Below are 17,050 nucleotides of genomic sequence, written 5' to 3'. Positions count from 1 at the left end.
CTATGAGAGAAGAACGCACAACGCCTGACAGCCCCATCGGAGCTGCCGCCGAAACCGGGTCGTGTATACCCGGCGAACCTGTAGCGGAACTGAAAGAGCTGGAAGCACATCTAAAAGAAACCGAAGAGAAGTACAAGAACATCTTTGAAAACGCAATGGAGGGTATCTTTCAAACAGACCGCGAAGGATATTTTACACAGGCTAACCCTTCCTTCGCCCGTATCCACGGATACGACTCACCAAAGAAGATCCTGGGCGTCATGCACGCAAGAGAGCTCTTTGTGGATCCTGCAGACCACTCGAGGCTTATCGACCTTCTGTTTAAATCCGGCAGTGTGAGAAATTACGAGACTCAGATGCTGACAAGGGACAAAACGGTCCACTGGGTCTCAAGCAATGTCATGCTCTTCAGAGACGAAAAGGGCAGAGCAGCTTCCTACGAGGGCACCATGCTCGACATCACAGAAAGGAAAAAAGTCGAGCAGGCGCTCCTGGAAAGCGAAGAAAGATACCGGACTGCCATCGAAAATTCCAATGACGCTATCATCATTCTTCGCGAGGATATCTATCAGTACGCAAACAAACGATTGAAAGAAATGTTTAAGTATGACCCCTCCGAAGAAATAATCGGAAAATCGATGAAACAGACGGTCCACCCGGATGATCTCGAAATGGTAACGGATATCATGGGGAAACGACAACGTGGGGAGCCGGTGCCGTCACGTTACGAGTTCAAAGGGCTCACGCGTACGGGAGAAATAATATATGTTGAAGTTTCTGCGGCAAATATTACCTACCGGGGCTCCTCGGTGTATCTGCTCTATCTCAGAGATATAACCGAACGGAAACAGGCTGAAGCGGCCCTCATGAAATCCCATAAGGAATTGGAACAGTTAAACAAGGCAAAAACCAAGGCGGTCAACCACATTTCCCATGAACTAAAAACCCCTCTGTCGGTGATCCAGGGCAGCATCAGGCTACTCAAACGAAAACTCATGGGCACTGAGCTGTCTTCCTCGCTCACCCCTATCATCGACGCTCTCGAAAGAAATACCGAACGGCTATTCAGTATTTCCTGGGAAACTGACGAGATCTTCAACGTTTCGCAAGAGGTTGAAGCGGGGATCCTGCTCAATGAGTTGGACCGTCTCTTCGAGAGGATGCAAAACCTCGCCCAGGCGCCCGAGGCCATACGCACTTACTGGGAGGCGCTGAAAGAATGGACGAGCAAGTCTCTTTCCGGAAGTATGGCATCCTTTCAGCCGATTGAGGTCTATCCCTCAGTCTCTTCCATCGTCGAGAAAATAAAAGGAGCGGCAGGGCATCGTAGCATTCGATTCAACGTGGCCGGGCCAAAACACGCCTCCATTGATATGGACCCCGTGATCCTAAGAGAGGTTACCGAGGGCATCGTGAAGAATGCCGTAGAGAACACGCCGGACGGTGGCGTCATCGATGTGACCATGGAAGAGAGGGACGGCTGCGTCCTTCTCCATGTAAAGGATTACGGAGTGGGAATCACTGAGGAGAACCAGAAGTTCCTCCTCGACGGGCTGTTTCACACCAAGGAAACTGAGCTTTATTCTACGAAAAAACCATATGATTTCGGCGCCGGAGGAAAAGGTCTCGATCTCTTAAGGATCAAGTACTATGCGCAACGCTATGGATTCGACATTTCTCTCGAAAGCACGCGGTGCATCCACATACCCACGGATAGCGATCTGTGTCCGGGTGATATCAGTAACTGTAAGTTCTGCAAGACCGTGGATGATTGCGTTGAGGCCGGAAGCACCACCTTCACCGTGACCTTTAGAGCGGGAAAAAAGACCGATCCTTCGGATGGCTAAAAAGAAACTATCAAGCTCCACATCAGGCCCCTCGCTCGTATCCATTGATATTCATGATATGGCCTTTCCTAATGACTATGGCGTGGGAAAAGCTGCCGGTTACGTGCTCTTTGTGCCCGGGGCCCTGCCTCAAGACCGAATCAAGGCGGAAATAGTAAAGCGGGGCAAGCACTTCGGGTATGCCAGAATGGTCTCCCTTGAACAACCGTCGCCCTTGCGGATTAAACCGCCTTGCCCGCATTTTGGTCTGTGCGGGGGATGCACACTCCAGAACATTGGGTACCAACACCAGCTTCTCATGAAGGAACGCTATTTACACGAAACGCTGAAACGGGTGGGCGATATCGATGCCACGAAGGTTGACGTACTGCCCATCTGCCCTTCCCCGCTCACATATTCGTACCGGAGCAAGATCGAGCTTTCTTTCGGGGAGGAACAGGGACAGGCCGTGCTCGGTCTGAGACAAAGGCTCTCGCCCTTTGAAAAATATGACGGCAGTGTCATACCCCTTCACGGCTGTATGAATTTCAGCGCCACCCTTACGAGGATAATCCCCGTCTTTACGGACTATGCGCGCTCTCACCGACTCGCATGCTACAACATGCTCACCCGCCGGGGGACGCTGCGTCGCCTCATCGTGAGGGAAGCTAAAGCGAGCGGTGACATCATGGTAATCCTTGAAGCCACAACCGGAAGACTTCCCGACACGAGTGGTCTGTGGCAGGCGATGATAAAGACGGCGCCGGAAATAAAGAGTTTCTTCTGCGCTGTCAATCGGCGGACCGGAGATAGTACGCGCTTCGAACAGATATTACACGTGGGCGGCCACGTCTTCATAGAAGAAAAGGTCGACCCGTGGATCTTCCGTGTCCATCCGGAGTCCTTCTTCCAGCCAAACCCGAAATCCGCGGAGACGCTTTACAGACAGATACCGTCCATGGCCCCCTTGAGCCGGGACGAGACCATGCTCGGGCTTTACTGCGGCATGGGCCCCATCGAGATATCTCTCTCGCCCTTCGTGAAGACTGTGACAGGCATCGATTCGCTTCCGCAGAATATCGCAAACGCCGTCGAGAACTCTCTTATCAACAACAGGTCAAACTGCACCTTTCTCACGGGCGCGGTCGAACGTCTGCACGTCACAGGCTCAATCACCCGACCCGATATTACGGTCGTTGACCCGCCGCGGGGAGGGCTCACGCCAGCGGCGTGCAACTTAATCGCGACGCTCAAGCCTCGTAAGCTGATCTACATTTCCTGCAATCCCTCTACGTTAGCCCGCGATCTCAAGCTTTTCATCGCGAAAGGGTACACGATCGGGAAGATTGCCCCTTTCGATTTTTTTCCCCATACGTCTCATTCAGAGACATTTGTATATCTCCAAGATCATTTATAAAACGCTGAGTTTGTGAATTATTTCTTTCACAAGGACGTACATTTCCCCCCGGCCAGATGCTCATAACCCTTTTATTTTCAGAGGTTTTCTGGTAAAATAAGTGTTGTGAAATTTACGTGATGGCACTCATCATAGATAAGGACAAACGGAGGCAAAGTTGTGAAAACAGGTGATATCAAACGGATGTTCAACCCCAAAACCGTAGCGCTCATCGGCGCGACCGACAAAGAAGGAGCTATCGGTAGAACGGTTCTCATGAATCTGCTTATGTCCACGGAGAGAAAAGTTTTCGCTGTCAACCCGAATCGAAAGACGGTCATGGGTATCGATGCGTATAAGAATCTGGCGAGTATTCCCGAAGAGGTTGACCTCGCCGTGGTAGCAACGCCGGCCCCCATGGTGCCCGATATACTCGAAGACTGCGCAAAGACATCGATTCAGGGGGTCATTATCGTTTCGTCAGGCTTCAAGGAAACCGGCGAAGAAGGCAGAAAGCTTGAAGAGAGAATCGTGGAGATCAAGAAAGCCCATGGAATGAGGATAGTGGGACCGAATTGTCTTGGTGTCATCAGACCCGCTATCGGACTCAACGCCTCTTTCCTCGACATACACCCCAGTCAGGGCAACATCGCATTCATATCGCAGAGCGGAGCCCTGGGCACGGCAATACTCGACTGGGCCATTACCGCTCATATCGGCTTTAGCATGTTCGCATCGCTCGGATCGATGCTCGACATTGATTTTGGTGATCTCATCGATTTTTTGGGCGATGACCCTTACACGAGGAGTATCCTCGTGTACATGGAAGGGGTGGGCAACGCAAGGAAGTTCATGAGTGCCGCAAGGGGTTTTGCACGGAACAAACCCATCATCGTGTTAAAGCCTGGCAGGTTCAAGGAAAGCGCAAAAGCAGCCCTATCCCACACGGGCTCTATGGCCGGCGACGACCAGGTCTATGATGGGGCGTTCAAAAGGGTTGGCGTGGTGAGGATAGCCGACACGGGGGACCTTTTCAATACGGCTGAGGTCCTTGATTCTCGTCATCTCCCGAAAGGAAGAAGACTCGCAATCGTAACAAACGCCGGAGGGGTCGGGGTTATCGCAACGGACACGGTCATCGGCCTCGGTGGGCAGTTAGCCGTCTTATCCGAAAAAACGATTAAGAGTCTTGATAAAGAGCTGCCCTCTTTCTGGAGTAAAGGCAATCCGGTTGACGTACTCGGGGACGCAACCATAGAGCGCTACATGCTTGCCATGAACACGTGTATCCAGGATCCGGGAGTCGATGCGATCCTCATGATCTATACGCCTCAGGGTCCTGCAATCCCTGTTGAATTAGCCAGAGCCACAGCGGCGCTCGCCGAAAAGGCGGGCAAGCCGATCATCGCCACCTGGATGGGTGGAAAGACTATTGAGGAGGCCAAAGAGGTTCTCATCCACAGTAATATCCCCACATACGTAACGCCAGAAGAAGCCGTGAAAACGTATCTCTATATGTATAAATACGGGCGCAATCTCGAGCTCCTGTACGAAACGCCGGCCGACCTGCCTGTTGATCAGGCTCCCCCGAAGAACAACCTGAAAGCGCTCATCAAGAAATCTATCAAAGAAGGCAGGACAGTCCTTTCCGAGGTGGAATCAAAAAGGTTCTTGAGTGCGTACGGGATACCGACGATCAGGACATTTATCGCACTGAGCGTGCATGAGGCCGTGAACGTTGCCGAGACCGTGGGCTACCCCGTAGTTATGAAGATACTCTCACCCGATATCACCCATAAGACTGATATCGGCGGTGTTGTGGTAGGTATAAATTCCGAAGAAGCCTTGAAAAGAGAATATGCCGCACTCATGGAGAATGTGAAGAAGAAAGCGCCTCAAGCAGATATCACCAGCGTGACCATTCAAAAGATGCTTGAGAAGATTGATTATGAGATCATACTGGGCGCCAAGAAGGATAACGATTTCGGGTCCGTCATTGTCTTCGGTTTGGGCGGCATCGGCACGGAAATCATGAAGAGCATAGGCATCGCGCTCCCGCCGCTCAACCAAACCCTCGCACGTCGCTTGATCGAAGATTCCGGCATCTATAAAATGCTCCAGGGATACCGGGGCAAACAACCAGCCGATATGCGACTCCTGGAACAGGCTATTGTCAGCTTTTCAAATCTCATTATCGATTTTCCCGAAATCGCAGAAATGGACATCAACCCGATCGGCGTTTCAAAAGGCAAACCTTTCGCCCTTGACGCACGAATCATCGTCGATCCTAGTAATATCGACGCGGCGCCTTACAAACATCTGGTGCTGACACCATATCCGTCACGATACATCGTGTCGTGGAGAATGAATGACGGGCAGGAGATCACCTTAAGACCGATCAGACCGGAAGATGAGCCTCTCGAGTATGAACTGCTCACTACCCTTTCTGAAAAATCCATGCGGGAAAGGTTCTTCCAGACGATTATGGGCATCAGTCACGAGATGCTGGTACGCTTCTGTAATATCGACTATGAAAGGGAGATGGCTATCATAGCCGAACTCAAGGCGGGTGAAAAAAAGAAAATCATCGGCATCGGAAGGCTTGTTAATGAACCCGATATGAAGAATGCCGAATTCGCCGTTGTAGTCCATGACGACTATCAGGGAAAAGGTCTCGGTTACAAGTTGATGGATGTCCTGATCGGAATCGCCCAGGACAAGAACTTAAACAGCATATATGGAATCGTGCTCTCTGATAATGAGAGGATGCTGCGCGCGACAAGAAGGCTCGGCTTTGTTCCTGAAAGGGCTTCAGACGGGCTTACACGGGTAGTTCTCGAACTGAACCCGTAGAACAAAGAACGTACAGAAGAGAAGCAGGAAAAAAGGGATGATTCCATAGAGTAAAAGAATGCTGTGTGCCACCGATCTTACGAAGAACTCGTTGTATGCACCTTAGTTTACCGCTAATCTGGCGCGAATACGTGATACAAAGCTTATATTCTCCATTGCATCGGGACACAGCTCCTTTTGGTATACTGGGGCCGTTGCAGCAATTCTGCCAGAACGTAGAACCCCATTTGACGGATGATGTGTTGATACATTCCTTCAAGAACGTAAGGATCCGGGAATCCCGTGTTTAAGGGTCCAAGATTGATGCGTTCGGGCTGGGAGCGTTCGGTTCCAGCATAGCCATAACACTTGTAATCTTGATGTCGGGGAAAACTGCATTTTCTGCCTGTTGCAGAGAGTGCTCGATGCCCTGCTCCACCCGGGTTGGGACACAGGGTGCTGCATTTGAGTGGACGGAAGCTGCGCTAAATGTTATTATAAGGTCTAACTTATGGGAGACACTGCGGACAGAGTCGCATTAGTGATTTGAGTTCTGACCCATTGGGCATATGGTAATTAATGATTATGGATGGACTGGAAAGGGGCTCCTTAGGGCATCGGCAATCGGACGGATTGCCCCGGTTCTTGAGGAGCGAACGAGATATGCACTACCTACCTAATGCTCTCAAGGGATTAGAGAGCAAGCGTTGCTTTATTCCCGCATCACTATGAGTTACCGGAGTCTGAAACCGCTTTTTTCCCCACAATCCATCGCTATTGTCGGCGCAACGGAAAGTCAGGACAAGCCCGGTTACGCTATTCTTTTTAATCTCCTAAGTAGCGGGTTTGGCGGAACCATCTATCCGGTTAATCCTGGCAAAGAAACGATTCTGGGGCTTCCCTGTTACAAAAGCCTCGATGCAATTGATGGCAAGATCGATCTGGCCGTCATCGTCATTCCGGGGAAAATGGTCCTTGAGACTTTGGAGATGTGTGGCAAGCTGGGGGTCGAATCGGCAGTCGTGATATCAGCCGGCTTCAGGGAAACGGGACACGAAGGGCTTATTGCGGAGCAGGCTATAGCGAGGCTTGCCCAGCGCTATCAGATGCCCATTTTAGGCCCCAATTGTCTTGGCCTTATCGACACATTCACTCCTATGAATGTAACTTTCGCCAAGGATACGCCCCCTCAAGGGAAGATCGGCTTCATGTCCCAATCCGGCGCTCTTTGCACCTCCATTCTCGACATAGCCATTGCCGATAATGTGGGATTTTCCTACTTTGTAAGTCTCGGTAATAAGGCAGACCTAAACGAGATAGATTTCCTGCAGGCTTGGGTTAATCTTCCCGAAGTAAGGGTAGTTCTGGCCTATTTGGAAGGCATCACCGATGGGGCGAAGTTCATTGAGACAGCGAGACAGTTCACCAAAACGACACCTATCGTGGCCATCAAGGCGGGTGTAACTACCAGCGGTTCCCGCGCGGTGAGCAGTCATACCGGTGCGCTGGCAGGCAGCGAAAGGGCCTATGAAGCCGCTTTCAAACAGGCCGGAGTTATTCGGGCTAACTCAATGGGAGAACTCTTTGACTTTGCCATAGCATTGGCTCACCAGCCGTTGCCGCGAAACGACACGGTCGTGGTTGTCACCAACGCAGGGGGGCCCGGTATTATGGCCACCGATGCTATTGAGCGAGCCGGACTGCGCCTCGCCTCCTTGGGCGAGGAAACCCTCGCGGATTTGAAAGAGGCCTTGCCCGCCGCCGCCAGCGTTCTCAACCCCATCGATCTTCTTGGCGATGCGGGGACGAGCCGTTACAAGTCGGCGCTTGAAATAGTCCTCAAAGACCCGAACGTGGGCTCCTTGATCGTAATTCTAACGCCTCAGTTCGCAACACCCATCGAGGAAGCTGCGCAGGCAGTGGCTGATGTAACACGAGATACCCAGATCCCTGTGCTATGCTGTTTCATGGGTAAAGCATCGATGCAAAACGCGTTGAACATTCTTACGAAAAATCATATTCCCAATTACGTCATGCCGGAAAGGGCCATTGACGCCCTCGCGGTTATGACAAAACAGCGGCTCTGGCAGGAAGAGTTGGCGCCGCCCTATGAATCCGTGGATCTCAATACACAGCGAGTAACGCAGGTTTTTGAGAGGGTAAGACGAGAAGGCCGGGTCAAAATTGGCGACGCCGAGGCCCGTGAAATTCTCGAGGCTTACCGTATTCCCGTACCCGCCTCGAAGCTTTGTGCAACGACCGACGAGGCAGTGGCTTTTGCGGAACAGATAGGATACCCCGTCGTACTTAAGATCGCCTCCCCTGACATCCTTCACAAAACAGACATCGGCGGTGTTCGAATAAATGTTCGTAGCGCCACAGAGGTCCGTGATTCCTTTGACCTCGTCACCTTCAGAGCTACCCGGTACATGCCGGACGCCGAAATCTGGGGCTGCCTCGTGCAGCAGCAGGTACATGGAGGCAGAGAGGTCATCGTAGGCATGAACAGAGATCCTCAATTCGGTCCGCTCGTGATGTTCGGACTCGGTGGAATCTACGTGGAGGCGTTAAAGGATGTAACCTTTCGGATCGCCCCATTCTCCCGCCGAGACGCTATGGATATGATACGAGAAATGAGGTCCTTCAATCTGTTGCGGGGTGTCCGGGGAGAGACCCGGTCGGATCTGCAAGCAATTGTCGATACACTTCTCAAGGTGTCCCAGCTCGTCGTCGACTTCCCCGATATCGTCGAGATGGACATCAACCCCTTGATGGTTTTTGAAGAAGGCAAGGGTGTTATGGGTATTGACATGAGACTGGTTTTGGCCTGACGTTGAAGGAAGGCCAGAAAACAGGCGAAGAAGGAAACCCTTTTTCTGCGACGAATCAAGGAGGGAATAATGACGACAGCAATTTATGTGATGTCCACCGAGAGGTTCTCGGGTAAGACCGCGTTATGTATAGGTTTGATACACTGGCTACAGCGAAAAGGGTTCTCAGCGGGGTACATGAAACCGATAAGCACCACCGATCGGGGCGTAAGCGATGCGAGAGTTGATGAGGACGCTGTTTTTATTAAGTCAGCACTGGGCCAAATCGATCCTCTCGAAGCTATTGTTCCACTCTTTCTCACAGACCAAGAGACCAAGACCATATTGGAGCGGCCTCATCACCAGGCTTTGGAAACGCGCCTTGTGGACGCATACCAGGTCATTACCAAAAATAACGATGCTGTGGTTCTGGAAGGAGGGACAAGCCTCCGAGAAGGCTGGATTATCGATCTTGCCCCGCACCGTATCACAGGCCTTTTGAGCGCCAGAGCCCTCGTGGTCGTCCCCTATCTCAACCTTCTGCAGGTAGTGGACGACATGCTCGCCTCCCAAAGCCTTATGGGCGACCTGATGTTAGGTGGTGTCGTAAACAGCGTTCCCCAACATCTTGTAGGGCTCGTCCAGGAGAAGCTAAGACCTTTTGTGGAGCTTCGGGGCATACCTATTCTTGCCGTCATTCCACGGAAGAAGGCGCTTCTATCGGTCAGCATCGCGGAACTCGTCAATGAACTGAATGGGGAAGTTCTCTGCTGCCAGGCGGCTGGTGACGAGCTGGTGGAAGCGGTTATGGTCGGTGCAATGAGCGCCGAGAGTGCCCTGAGCCACTTTCGCCGAGGTGTTAACAAAGCGGTGATCACCGGCGGAGACCGTCCGGACATTCAACTCGCAGCGCTCGAAACGTCCACAAGGTGCCTGATTTTGACCGGTAACCTGCGGCCAAGTCCGCTCATCATAGGCCTCGCTGAAGAACGCGGCATCCCGATCATTATGACCCGTCACGATACGCTGAAAGCCATAGAGTGCGTGGAAAGTTTCTTCGGAAAGACCCGTTTCCACCAACCCAAAAAAATCGATTACTTCGAGGCCCTTCTTGAGGACCACATGGACTTCAAGGCCTTAAGCAAGGCCCTGGGCATTTAGGCCGATCCCGAGAGAGGGGATGAACCGCATTCTTCCGGAAGCATCTGTCCGCCTTTGGGTTTGTAGACCGAAGTGTCTGGAAGAACATGACCCCTATTTTAACACTCCCATCGGGCACGGAATGCTCGGTCAGAATCTGTGACACGGACCGCATTCAAATCCGTGAAGGTTGAGGTCACATATGGTTCGCCCCCAAGATCCCGCGCGAAAAAAACATATCAAAGAACCGACTGTACCTGCCGAGCGCTACGAAACGATCCGAAGGTATATGGCGGCCCTGCTCGAAGAAGAGACCCTTTCAGCCCGGGATCTCTCGCAATACATGAGAATACCGGAAAAGGATGTGAGCGAGCACCTGGAACACATTCGAAAAACATTAACCAAGAACCAGCGCCATCTGACTATCACTCCGGCGCAATGTGAAGGATGCGGCTTCGTCTACAAAAAGCGGGACAGGTTTTCTAAACCTGGTAAGTGTCCCCTCTGTCACAAGAGCCTCATACGTTCCCCCTTGTTTCATATCGAAAAGACCCGTTAATGACAGGGCGCGATACACTCAAGCAGAAGCCGGGGACAGGAAATGGAGCCCGTGAATACCGCTACTTTCTGCCTGTTCACCTTTTGTACAGGCCGACAATCTGCGCCTCACCCACTATGTGGGGCTTCATGGCCTGCTCCAACTGGGCTTTCGTTGCAGGGGCGGTGAGCTTTAACACGGCATTAAGCGCGTAGAGCTTGAAGAAGTATCGGTGAGCGCCCGATGGCGGACAAGGTCCTCCATAGGAGCTCTTCTTGAAGTCATTCATACCCTGCTTAGCCCCTTCGGGCACTGCGCCTTCCTTCAATTCCCGCACGGTAGGGTCTATATTAAAGACCACCCAGTGGACCCATGTCCCCATGGGCGCATCGGGGTCGTCTACAATTATCGCAAGGGACTTTGCGTTGGCGGGCACGCCTTCGATGGACAAGGGGGGACTCACATCCTTACCGTCACAGGTGTACTGTCTTGGTATCATGCCCTTATCCTTAAAAGCAGGGCTCGAGATTGTGAACCCCTCACTGCCGAAGGCGGTGAGAACCGGTATAATCGCAAGGACCCATAGGACTGATTCCGAGACTATGAACTTCATACCACACCTCCTTTTTTACGTTGGTCCTTAAGGATTATACCTCACATCGTGTCTCGCCGGGTTTAAAAAAACCGGAAATACTGTCGTTCAATCTATCTGTTAACATCTCATCATCATTGATTTTCCGCCGTTTTTCTGGTATAAACTTCAGTCCTTTATGAGAAACGCTATCCTGAGGGTGTGGAACGGGGAGGCGAGGCGTCTCCGACAGATACTCTATGTCCCGCTCGGCTTACTATCCTGCCTCTACCGGATGGGACTTTCCTTGAGGGAACTCACGTACAGGACCGGCGTTATGAGAACCGAAAAAGCGCCGATCCCAGTTCTTTCCATCGGTAACATCACGCTCGGAGGAACAGGGAAGACGCCGGTGGCCGAAAGACTTTCATTGCGACTTAAGGAGCAAGGATTTCATCCCGGCATCATCACGAGAGGCTACGGAAGGACAAAAAAAGGGGTATTCTCTGTGGACATAAAAAAGGAGACAGCGGAAAGCGCCGGGGATGAGGCCTTCATGCTCGCAAGAAAAACCCGTATACCCGTTATTGTGGGCAAGAACCGTGTGCGTGCTATTGAACAGGGCATAAGGTCTTTTCATATCGATGTAGCCATCCTGGATGATGGTTTTCAGGTAAGGAATCTGAGAAAAGATTTTGATCTGCTCCTTCTCGCCGGGAAGGATGCGCCAGGCATGAGCGCACTTTTCCCCCTGGGTCCTATGAGAGAGCCCGCGAATCGCATGGCCGCCGCGCACGCGATTCTCATTAACAAGGGAGAACCCGACCAGGAGACCCTCGCTCAAGTAAATAATAAGCCGCTCTTCAGGGTCACCTACAGGGCGGCGCACCTTTACAAAATGAAGAAGAATCTTATCACGCGACACGATTTTCTCAAGGGCAAGCGGGTCACCGCCTTTTCGGGCCTCGGAGACAATAGGTCCTTTTTTGACCTTTTGAGGCAGATCGGCGCCAAAGTGGCTCACGAAATTTCTTTTCCGGACCACCATCGCTACGGGCCGGCCGACATAAAGAAATGCGCCTCGTTCGATGATGTGCATTGTATCGTGACCACGGAAAAGGACGCGGTAAAGATCGCCCCTATGGAGATTCCCGAGAACCTATTTTATCTCTCCATTGATGCGGCCATAGAAGATGAGGACAGATTGATCGAACTGATGCTCAAGAAGATCGGAGGCCAACCGGACGGATTTTTCAAGACGGGGATCAGGGGACCGGATATTATTCAATGAGCGTGCGATCCTTAAGATGCCATTCGATGCTCTGTAATGCTATGAAGAGTGCACAAAATTGCGAAGGAGGAAGACGTGTCAGAAAGAATATACATTTTTGACACAACGCTGAGGGACGGAGAACAATCTCCCGGCAATACCATGAACACGCAGGAGAAGCTCCGTGTTGCAAGACAGCTCGAAGCCTTAGGCGTTGATATTATCGAAGCCGGTTTTCCCATTGCCTCGGAAGGTGATTTCGACGCGGTACGGCAGATCGCCTCAACCGTCAAGAACTGCGAAGTTGCCGGTCTTGCCCGGGCCAATAATGAAGACATCGACCGGGCGTGGCAAGCGGTGAAGGTCGCCGCGAAACCCCGCATTCATACTTTTATCTCGACGTCCGATATTCATCTGAAATACCAATTTAAGAAGACCAGGGATGAGATCCTGAAGATTGCAGTCGATTCCGTAAAGCGCGCGCGAAAACACACAAAGAACGTGGAGTTTTCCGCAATGGACGCAACGAGAAGCGACCGGGATTATCTTTGCCGGGTTTTCTCAGAGGTTATCGACGCAGGCGCTGTCACGATCAACGTGCCCGATACGGTGGGTTACGCCATACCGGAAGAGTTCGGCAAGCTCATCCGTTATATCGTGGAGCATGTGCCCAATATCGGAAAGACCGTCATCAGCGTGCACTGTCACAATGACCTGGGCCTCGCCGTACCGAATTCCGTTGCGGCAATCCAGAATGGAGCGCGCCAGGTGGAGTGCACCATCAATGGTATCGGCGAACGCGCGGGCAACGCCGCCCTGGAAGAGATCGCAATGATCCTGAGGACACGCAAGAGCCTGTTCCCCGCCGATACGCGCATCGTCTCGGAAAAGATATACCCGGCAAGCCGACTAATCACGACCATCACCGGCGTAGCCGTGCAGCCCAACAAGGCCATCGTCGGCGCCAACGCCTTTGCCCATGAATCGGGAATCCACCAGGACGGACTGCTCAAGGCAAAACTCACTTACGAGATCATGACGCCGGAATCGGTCGGAATAGCGAAAACCTCCCTGGTTCTCGGCAAGCATTCAGGACGACACGCCTTCAGGGACAGAATCGAAGAGATGGGCTATACGCTTAACGACAAAGAGCTCAACATAGCTTTCAAGCGCTTCAAAGCCCTGTCCGATATGAAGAAATTCGTCTACGATGAAGATATCGAGATGATCATCATGGACGAGATTTACAAAATACCGGAATGCTACAAGCTTATCTATCTCAACGTGAATTGCGGGAACGCAACGATCCCTACAGCCAGCGTAAAACTTGAGGTGAACGGCGCGACGCATCAGGACGTCGGCTTTGGAGATGGGCCTGTGGATGCCATATACAAAATCATCAAAAAAATCGTGAAGACAAACAGCACCCTGGAGAAATTCTCCGTCAACTCCATCACAAAGGACATGGATGCTCAGGGTGAGGTCTTCGTCAAAGTTTCGGAAAAAGGTCTCGTGGCTATCGGAAAGGGCGCTGATACGGACATCATTGTGGCGAGCGCCAAGGCTTATATCAATGCGCTCAACCGGCTGGAATACATGAAGAATAAAAAACTTGAGGGGAAGTAAAATGGGAATGACAATCACGGAAAAAATACTTGCGGCTCACGCGGGGAAAGACAAGGTGGAACCGGGCGAGATCATCGAGGCAAGAGTCGATCTTGCCCTGGCCAATGACATTACAGCACCGCTATCGCTCGAGGAATTCGACAGAGTTGGCGCCAAGGGGGTATTTGATCCGGAAAAGGTCGTCTTCGTCCTTGACCATTTTACACCGAATAAAGATATCATCTCAGCGGAAAACTGCAAAAAGATACGGGAGTTCTCGCAGAAATATGGCCTGACCCACTTTTACGAGGGGGGAGCCTGCGGCATAGAACACGCATTGCTCCCTGAAGAAGGACTTGTGGTAGCGGGCGATCTTATCATCGGGGCAGACAGTCATACCTGTACATATGGGGCGCTCGGGGCCTTTTCCACGGGGATGGGAAGCACCGATCTCACCTATGCAATGGTGACGGGCCGCATCTGGCTTAAGGTACCCGAGAGCATCAAATTCCATTGTTTCGGAAAATGGCAAAAATGGGTCACCGGCAAAGACCTGATCCTTAACGTCATCGGCATGATCGGCGTTGACGGCGCTCTCTATGCGGCAATGGAGTATGAGGGAGAGGCCATCTCGGCCCTGTCCATGGATTCCCGCTTTACCATAGCCAACATGGCCATCGAAGCCGGCGGAAAAAACGGCATCTTTAAAGTCGACGACAAGACCATCGCGTACATGAAGGAACACGCGAGCAAGCCGTACACCGTATTTGAAAGCGATCCCGACGCGCACTATCAGAGGGTCTATGAAATCGACGCAAGCAGGGTCGGCCTCAAAGTGGCCTGTCCGTCGCTTCCTTCCAATGTCAAAGACGTGGGTGAACTTCAGGGAATCCACATTGATCAGGTTGTGATCGGCTCCTGTACGAACGGCAGGATCGAGGACTTGGAGATGGCCGCGGAAATTCTCAAAGGACGAGAGGTTGCAAAGTACACGCGCTGCATCATTATTCCAGCAACCCCCAAGATTTACCGGGAAGCGCTTAAACGGGGATATTTCGAGATCTTCCTCGATGCCGGTTGCATCATTTCGCCTCCCACATGCGGCCCCTGCCTGGGCGGCCATATGGGTATCCTGGCAAAAGGAGAGCGCGCAGTGGCCACAACAAACAGAAACTTCATCGGCAGGATGGGCCATCCCGAGAGTGAGGTATACCTCGCAGGTCCGGCCGTGGCAGCATCTACTGCGATTAAAGGGAGCATCGCAGCCCCTGAGGAGGTACTATGAAACTGAAAGGGAGAGTATGGAAGTTCGGAGACAATATCGATACCGACATCATTATTCCGGCGCGATATCTCGCCCACACTGATCCGAAAATACTTGGCGAGCACTGTATGGAACCGCTCATACCCACGTTCCATCGGCAGGTAAAGCCCGGTGACATTATTGTATCCGGAAGCAACTTCGGCTGCGGTTCATCCCGCGAACATGCTCCTATCGCTATCTCGGCCCTCGGTATACCGCTTGTCATTGCCAAGACCTTTGCGCGAATATTCTACCGCAATTCATTCAATAAGGGCCTGGCGCTTCTCGAGGCGGATATCGTGGAACACGTGGAAGCAGGAGAAGAAATAGAAGTTGATATCTCGAGGGGCCTCATCAAGTGCCGCTCAATTGAAATACAAGCCAAACCCATTCCACCCTTTATGGTTGAACTGATCAACGCCGGTGGACTGATAAATCATCTGAAGAGACAACTGGAGGAGAAACATGAAAGAGTATAACGTAGCAGTTGCGGGAGCCACCGGGGCAGTGGGAAATGAAATGATCGAAATACTCGGTGAGCGTAAATTCCCCGTGAAGAACCTGAAGCTCCTCGCATCTTCCCGCAGCGCCGGAAAGACCATATCCTTTCGGGGAACAGATGTAAAAGTCGAGGAACTGAAAGAGGATTCTTTTAAGGGTGTGGACATAGGGCTATTTTCTCCCGGCGGATCGGTGAGTCTGAAATTCGCGCCCATAGCCGCTGCGAGCGGATGTGTGGTCATCGACAATACAAGTGCCTTCAGGATGGAGAAGGATATCCCGCTTATCGTACCCGAGGTCAATGAACATGCTATCGAAGGCTATAAGAACAGGGGCATCATTGCGAACCCCAACTGTTCCACAATCCAGATGGTGGTGGTACTAAAACCGCTCCACGACGCGGCTAAAATAAAAAGAGTCGTTGTTTCCACCTATCAGGCGGTCTCCGGCACCGGGAAGAAGGCTATTCACGAATTAGAACAGCAGGTGCTTGCCATCTATAATAATAAACAAATCGAAACCAAGGTATATCCTTACCAGATAGCCTTCAACTGCCTTCCTCACATCGACTCTTTCCTCGACAACGGGTATACCAAGGAAGAGATGAAGATGGTAAACGAAACCAAGAAGATCATGGAAGATGCGAGCATTGCGGTCACAGCCACCACCGTGAGGGTCCCGGTCTTCTACGGTCATTCCGAGTCCGTGAATGTCGAATTTGAGAAGGCGATTTCACCCGATGAAGCCCGGAAGATACTGAAGAAGGCGCCCGGCGTCAAGGTTGTGGACGATCCTTCAAAGAACAAGTATCCGCTTGCCATCCAGGCAGCAGGGAAGGACGAAACGTTTGTGGGCAGAATCAGGGCGGATGAAAGCGTGGCCCACGGCTTGAACATGTGGATCGTCTCCGATAATATTAGAAAAGGGGCGGCACTTAACGCGGTTCAGATAGCTGAAGTATTGATCAGGAAGTATTTGTAAGCTACGGCCCTGTTCAGGAGCGCTCATCACCCAATTGGGCGTGACTTGACAGACGCCGTTCCTTGTTTTAATATGTAGGAGTTTATCAATGAAACTGTTCAGTACGTATCACGGGTGTGTCTGCGCTGTTATGCCTGCGTTTTCAGGCTCTTACGTGACCACGAAAGGTTAAGGTAAGGCCGGAGGGGATTATTTTATGAGAAGGATGTTGTCCGTGGGAAACAAAAGGGGATTCACCCTCATAGAGCTTCTTGTTGTCATGGTCATCGTTGGCTTG

12 protein-coding genes are annotated in these 17,050 nt (G+C 51.7%); 11 read left to right on the top strand and 1 reads right to left on the bottom strand.

The annotated features are described in order from the left end of the window. Positions 1-2 precede the first annotated feature (2 nt). From VMT62_01180 to VMT62_01155, 6 genes are all read left to right on the top strand, one after another. Positions 3-1,847 (top strand): PAS domain-containing sensor histidine kinase, encoded by a 1,845-nt coding sequence (locus tag VMT62_01180; protein ID HVN95018.1) that lies wholly within the window; start codon positions 3-5, stop codon positions 1,845-1,847. Then, positions 1,840-3,243 carry a 23S rRNA (uracil(1939)-C(5))-methyltransferase RlmD gene (gene rlmD, locus VMT62_01175; protein HVN95017.1) on the top strand — a complete coding sequence of 468 codons (1,404 nt, stop codon included), beginning with the start codon at positions 1,840-1,842 and terminating at the stop codon, positions 3,241-3,243. Before VMT62_01180 ends, rlmD begins: the two co-directional genes overlap by 8 nt. A 159-nt stretch (positions 3,244-3,402) precedes the next feature. Next, positions 3,403-6,075 (top strand): bifunctional acetate--CoA ligase family protein/GNAT family N-acetyltransferase, encoded by a 2,673-nt coding sequence (locus VMT62_01170; protein HVN95016.1) that lies wholly within the window; start codon positions 3,403-3,405, stop codon positions 6,073-6,075. A gap of 686 nt (positions 6,076-6,761) precedes the next feature. Beyond that, entirely contained in the window at positions 6,762-8,885 is a 2,124-nt protein-coding gene (locus tag VMT62_01165) for an acetate--CoA ligase family protein (protein HVN95015.1), read from the top strand. Between the two features lie 69 nt (positions 8,886-8,954). Next, on the top strand, positions 8,955-10,025 hold the full coding sequence (locus VMT62_01160; GenBank protein HVN95014.1) for a phosphotransacetylase family protein: 1,071 nt from the start codon (positions 8,955-8,957) through the stop codon (positions 10,023-10,025). Between the two features lie 181 nt (positions 10,026-10,206). Further along, the gene (locus VMT62_01155; GenBank protein HVN95013.1) at positions 10,207-10,563 is read left to right on the top strand and encodes a hypothetical protein; all 357 of its coding nucleotides are present in this window, start codon (positions 10,207-10,209) and stop codon (positions 10,561-10,563) included. A 76-nt stretch (positions 10,564-10,639) separates the two neighbouring features. Here the strand turns inward: VMT62_01155 and VMT62_01150 are convergent, their stop codons facing one another. After that, positions 10,640-11,155, bottom strand: a complete 516-nt coding sequence (locus VMT62_01150) for a YbhB/YbcL family Raf kinase inhibitor-like protein (protein ID HVN95012.1) — start codon at positions 11,153-11,155, stop codon at positions 10,640-10,642. A 157-nt stretch (positions 11,156-11,312) separates the two neighbouring features. On the opposite strand from VMT62_01150, the gene lpxK reads away from it, so the two are divergent. Genes lpxK through VMT62_01125 form a run of 5 tightly spaced genes read left to right on the top strand, consistent with a single transcriptional unit; the run spans position 11,313 to position 16,773 of the window. Beyond that, positions 11,313-12,404, top strand: coding sequence for a tetraacyldisaccharide 4'-kinase (gene lpxK, locus VMT62_01145; GenBank protein HVN95011.1), 1,092 nt, complete (start codon positions 11,313-11,315; stop codon positions 12,402-12,404). Positions 12,405-12,452: 48 nt separating this feature from the next. After that, complete coding sequence (locus VMT62_01140; GenBank protein ID HVN95010.1) at positions 12,453-14,009, top strand: 2-isopropylmalate synthase; 1,557 nt, start codon at positions 12,453-12,455, stop codon at positions 14,007-14,009. 1 nt (position 14,010) lies between these two features. Next, complete coding sequence (gene leuC / locus VMT62_01135) at positions 14,011-15,273, top strand: 3-isopropylmalate dehydratase large subunit (GenBank protein ID HVN95009.1); 1,263 nt, start codon at positions 14,011-14,013, stop codon at positions 15,271-15,273. Beyond that, positions 15,270-15,770 carry a 3-isopropylmalate dehydratase small subunit gene (locus VMT62_01130; GenBank protein ID HVN95008.1) on the top strand — a complete coding sequence of 167 codons (501 nt, stop codon included), beginning with the start codon at positions 15,270-15,272 and terminating at the stop codon, positions 15,768-15,770. Before leuC ends, VMT62_01130 begins: the two co-directional genes overlap by 4 nt. Further along, on the top strand, positions 15,757-16,773 hold the full coding sequence (locus tag VMT62_01125) for an aspartate-semialdehyde dehydrogenase (GenBank protein HVN95007.1): 1,017 nt from the start codon (positions 15,757-15,759) through the stop codon (positions 16,771-16,773). Before VMT62_01130 ends, VMT62_01125 begins: the two co-directional genes overlap by 14 nt. Positions 16,774-17,050: the final 277 nt, after the last annotated feature.

The sequence above is a fragment of the Syntrophorhabdaceae bacterium genome (assembly GCA_035541755.1).
In the GTDB taxonomy this organism is placed as follows: Bacteria; Desulfobacterota; Syntrophorhabdia; order Syntrophorhabdales; family Syntrophorhabdaceae; genus PNOF01.
Note: the sequence above shows the minus strand (reverse complement) of the source record. Positions and strands in the feature narration are given on the sequence as shown.